Origin of the sequence: Nocardiopsis lucentensis DSM 44048 (assembly GCF_000341125.1) — a bacterium.
Lineage (GTDB): Bacteria > Actinomycetota > Actinomycetes > Streptosporangiales > Streptosporangiaceae > Nocardiopsis > Nocardiopsis lucentensis.
The window spans coordinates 1-3,643 of the sequence record NZ_ANBC01000173.1 but is presented as its reverse complement, the minus strand read 5'-3'; the positions used below and the strand labels follow the sequence as shown (position 1 = coordinate 3,643).

The following is a 3,643-nucleotide window of genomic DNA, read 5'->3' as shown; positions in this document are numbered from 1 at the left end:
GGCCGTCGTGGTCGACGCCCGCCGCGACATCGGCGAATACCTCGACCTGGCACGCGCGCACGGCATGCGGATCGTCGCCGTGACCGAGACCCACATCCACGCCGACTACCTCTCCGGCACCCGGGAACTCGCCGCGGCGACGGGCGCCACGGTGTACGTCTCCGGTGAGGGAGGCGAGGACTGGCAGTACGGCTTCGACGCCGAGCGTCTCCTGGACGGCGACGCCATCATCATCGGCAACATCACGGTCCGGGCCCGCCACACGCCCGGCCACACCCCGGAGCACCTGTCCTTCCTGGTCACCGACGGAGCGTTCAGCGAACACCCGGGCTACATGCTCTCCGGCGACTTCGTCTTCGCGGGGGACCTGGGCCGCCCCGACCTGCTCGACGAGGCCGCGGGAGGGGTGGACACCCGGTACGAGGGCGCGCGACTGCTGTTCGCCAGCCTCCGCGACGCCTTCCTGACGCTGCCCGACCACGTCCAGGTCTACCCCGGGCACGGCTCCGGCAGCGCGTGCGGCAAGGCGCTCGGCGCGCTCCCGGCCACCACGGTCGGATACGAGCGCCTCAACGCCTGGTGGGCGCCGTACCTGCGCGACGGCGACGAGAGGGGCTTCATCGACGAGCTGCTCGACGGGCAGCCCGACGCCCACGCCTACTTCGCCCGGATGAAGCGCCAGAACAAGGAGGGACCCAGGGTCCTGGGCCCCCTGGCCGCGCCGCCCGAACTCGCCACCGGTGAGGTCGGCGGATCCCTGCGCGAGGACGCGACCGTCTTCGTCGACACCAGGCCGCACACCGAGGTGCACGGGGGCACCGTGCCCGGGGCGCTGAACATCCCCGGCCCGGACAAGGCCGCCAGCTTCGGCGCCTGGGCCTACGACCCCGAGGCCGAGAGCCGTCCCCTGGTGCTCCTGGCACCCGACGGGGACACCGCCCGGGCGGTGCGCGACCACCTGCTGCGCGTCGGCATCGACCACGTCGTCGGCTACACCACCACCCTGGAGGGCCTGCCGACGACCGTGCCGCCGGTCATCTCCCCGGCCGAGCTGGAGGACTCCGGCGCCGCACTCGTCCTGGACGTGCGCAACAGGACCGAGCACGCCGCGGGGCACATCCCCGGTTCCCGCCAGCTCAGCGCGGGCCGGGTCCTGTGGCACCTCGACGAGCTGCCCGCCGACGGCACCATCGTGAGCTACTGCCAGGGCGGTGCCCGTAACTCCGTCGCGGCCAGCGCCCTGCGCCGCGCCGGATACGACGTCGTCGAGCTCGACGGCAGCTACGCGGGCTGGGCCGCCTGGCGCCAGAGCCAGGGCACGAGGGCCGGGACCGCCGCCGGCTGACCCCGCCGACCGGGGGCGGTGCCCGACCGGACGCGCCCTGTTCCGCGCGACGGGCGCCGCCCCGCCCCGGGGCGCCGTCAGGACCGCTCCGACCACATCCGGGGCACAGCGCCCCTTCGGGAGCGGTACCGCCCGGACCGGGACGGACCGTCGCCCGGTCGAACCCGCAGGTCCGAACCACGAAAGAAGTGAAGCATGGAGTTCCAGATGATCCTGGTCGCGGCGCTCGCCGTGGTGGTGGGTCTCACGCTCGGACTGCTCGGAGGCGGCGGTTCCATCCTGATGGTCCCGCTGCTGACCTACGTCGCGGGCATGGGCCCCAAGGAGGCCATCGCCGCGTCCCTGTTCGTCGTCGGTACCACTTCGCTGATCAGCACGTTCACCCACGCCCGTCGGGGGAACGTCCGGTGGCGCACCGGACTGGTCTTCGGGGCGGCGGGCATGGCGGGCGCCTTCCTGGGCGGTCTGGCGGGAGGACACATCCCCGGCACCCTCCTGATGATCGCCTTCGCCCTCATGATGGTCGCCACCGCCGTGGCCATGATCCGCGGAAGNGGGGGCGGGGAACCCCGCGGCGGGGCCCTGCCCCTGAAGCGGATCGTCCTGGACGGTCTGGCCGTCGGGGCGGTCACCGGTCTCGTCGGCGCCGGAGGCGGCTTCCTGGTCGTGCCCGCCCTGGCACTGCTGGGCGGACTCGCCATGCCGGTCGCGGTGGGGACCTCGCTGCTGGTGATCGCCATGAAGTCCTTCGCCGGGCTCGCCGGATACCTGACGACGGTGAGCCTGGACTGGACGCTGGTCGCCACCGTCACGGTCGCCGCCGTCGCGGGGTCGTTCGTCGGCGCGCTCCTGACCTCCCGGGTGCCCGAACCCGTTCTCCGGAAGGGTTTCGGTGGCTTCGTGCTGGTCATGGGCGTCTTCGTGCTCACCCAGGAGCTTCCCGCGCCGTTCGGCCTCGTCACCGTGATCGTCGCGGCCGTCGTCGCGGGACTGGCCGCCGCCTGCCGACTGGCCGGAGAGTACTGTCCCCTGGCACCGCCCCTGCGGGCGGGGGCGTGAGAGGGGCCGGGCGCCGCGGAGCCCTCCTTTCCGGGCCGGGAGGGTCAGAGGAGTCGGAACGGGGATGCCCTCCACCGGACCGATCCCGCAGCCCGGAGTCGTCCGGTGCGATACCCGGCCGTGTCCCGGGGCGTCGCGTCCTGGACCGGCACCCGGCCCTCTGAGGGAGAATCTCGTCATGGCATCCGTCTCCTCGGCGTCACGGCTGGTGGCCGCGGCGGCTCGGGCCCGGCTGCGTCCCCTCGGCCTCCGCCAACGCGGCCGGTCCCGGTTGTGGTTGGACGACCACGGATGGTGGCTGGGGCTCGTGGAGTTCCCCTCCCCCCGGTGGAGCGAGGGCGGTGGCCTGCGCGTCGGAGCGATGTGGCTGTGGCAGGACCTCGACCACTTCGCCTTCAACGTCAGTGAGCGACTGCGTGGAACCGCGGACTACCGCGACGACGAGCAGTTCGCGCCAGTCGCAGAGGATCTGGCTCTTCTCGCCCGAGGACGGATGGAGGAGTTCCGGCGCAGGTTCCCCGATCCTGGGTCGGCGGCGGAGTTCATGGCGGCTCAGCCGGTCAGGCGGGGGCATCTCCGGGAGCCGTGGAACGCCGGTGTCGCGGCGGCGCTCGTCGGTGACACCGCCGTGGCCCGGGAACGGTTCGCGGCGGTCCTGGAGGAGGATCCCATCGCCCCTTGGATGCATGGGGTCCAGCGGACGGCGCGAGAAGTCCTGGGCATGGTGCGCGACAGCGGGGCCGTTCGGTCCTGGGTGGTGGACCGTGTCGCGTCATGTCGGCAACGGCTTTCTCTGGTGTCTTCGCGACCTTTCGAGGACGTGTTCGACGGGCAGCCGGGACGACACCGGTCGGAGGATCAACGGTCCTGAGCGAAGGGCGGGCCGACCAGACGGAGCACGGCGGCGACCGCGATGGCGTCGTCAGCGTGTCCGAGTACGGGGATGAAGTCCGGTACCGGGTCGACGGGCAGCGCGAGGTGGCCGGGCAGCAGCCGCACCTCGCGCTGCCGGGCCCGAGCGAGGGCGGCGAGCGGCCAGAGCAGGAGTAGCCCGCCGACCGCGGACAGCGCCACGGGCCACACGGTGCCCACGGGCGGATCCGGTCACCGAGGGAGCGCACGCCCCAGACGGCAGGGCTGTTCGTCCGTGTTCCGAGGGGGGATCAGTGGCCGGAGGGCCGTCGGCTCTCCTCCTCGACCATCTCCACCAGCCTGCGCAGTCCCCTCTCGAACTCCGCG

At 72.9% G+C, this 3,643-nt stretch carries 4 protein-coding genes; 3 read left to right on the top strand and 1 reads right to left on the bottom strand.

The window, feature by feature from the left end:
• The 3 genes from D471_RS33205 to D471_RS37545 all read left to right on the top strand — a co-directional run.
• Positions 1 to 1,345 (top strand): MBL fold metallo-hydrolase (locus D471_RS33205; protein WP_017597744.1); only part of this gene is annotated, 1,345 nt, incomplete at its 5' end.
• 195 nt (positions 1,346 to 1,540) lie between these two features.
• Positions 1,541 to 2,404: a sulfite exporter TauE/SafE family protein gene (locus tag D471_RS0105735; RefSeq protein WP_017597743.1), complete on the top strand. Its 864-nt coding sequence runs from the start codon at positions 1,541 to 1,543 to the stop codon at positions 2,402 to 2,404.
• A 178-nt stretch (positions 2,405 to 2,582) separates the two neighbouring features.
• Positions 2,583 to 3,275 (top strand): hypothetical protein, encoded by a 693-nt coding sequence (locus tag D471_RS37545; RefSeq protein WP_017597742.1) that lies wholly within the window; start codon positions 2,583 to 2,585, stop codon positions 3,273 to 3,275.
• On the opposite strand, the gene D471_RS33195 is transcribed toward D471_RS37545, so the two are convergent.
• Positions 3,263 to 3,478 carry a DUF1232 domain-containing protein gene (locus D471_RS33195; protein ID WP_241479574.1) on the bottom strand — a complete coding sequence of 72 codons (216 nt, stop codon included), beginning with the start codon at positions 3,476 to 3,478 and terminating at the stop codon, positions 3,263 to 3,265. The genes D471_RS37545 and D471_RS33195 overlap by 13 nt on opposite strands.
• Positions 3,479 to 3,643 lie beyond the last annotated feature (165 nt).

Coding starts and splice junctions, on each gene's coding strand:
- D471_RS37545 (WP_017597742.1), top strand. CDS start 2,583: ATGGCATCCGTCTCCTCGGCGTCACGGCTGGTGGCCGCGGCGGCTCGG.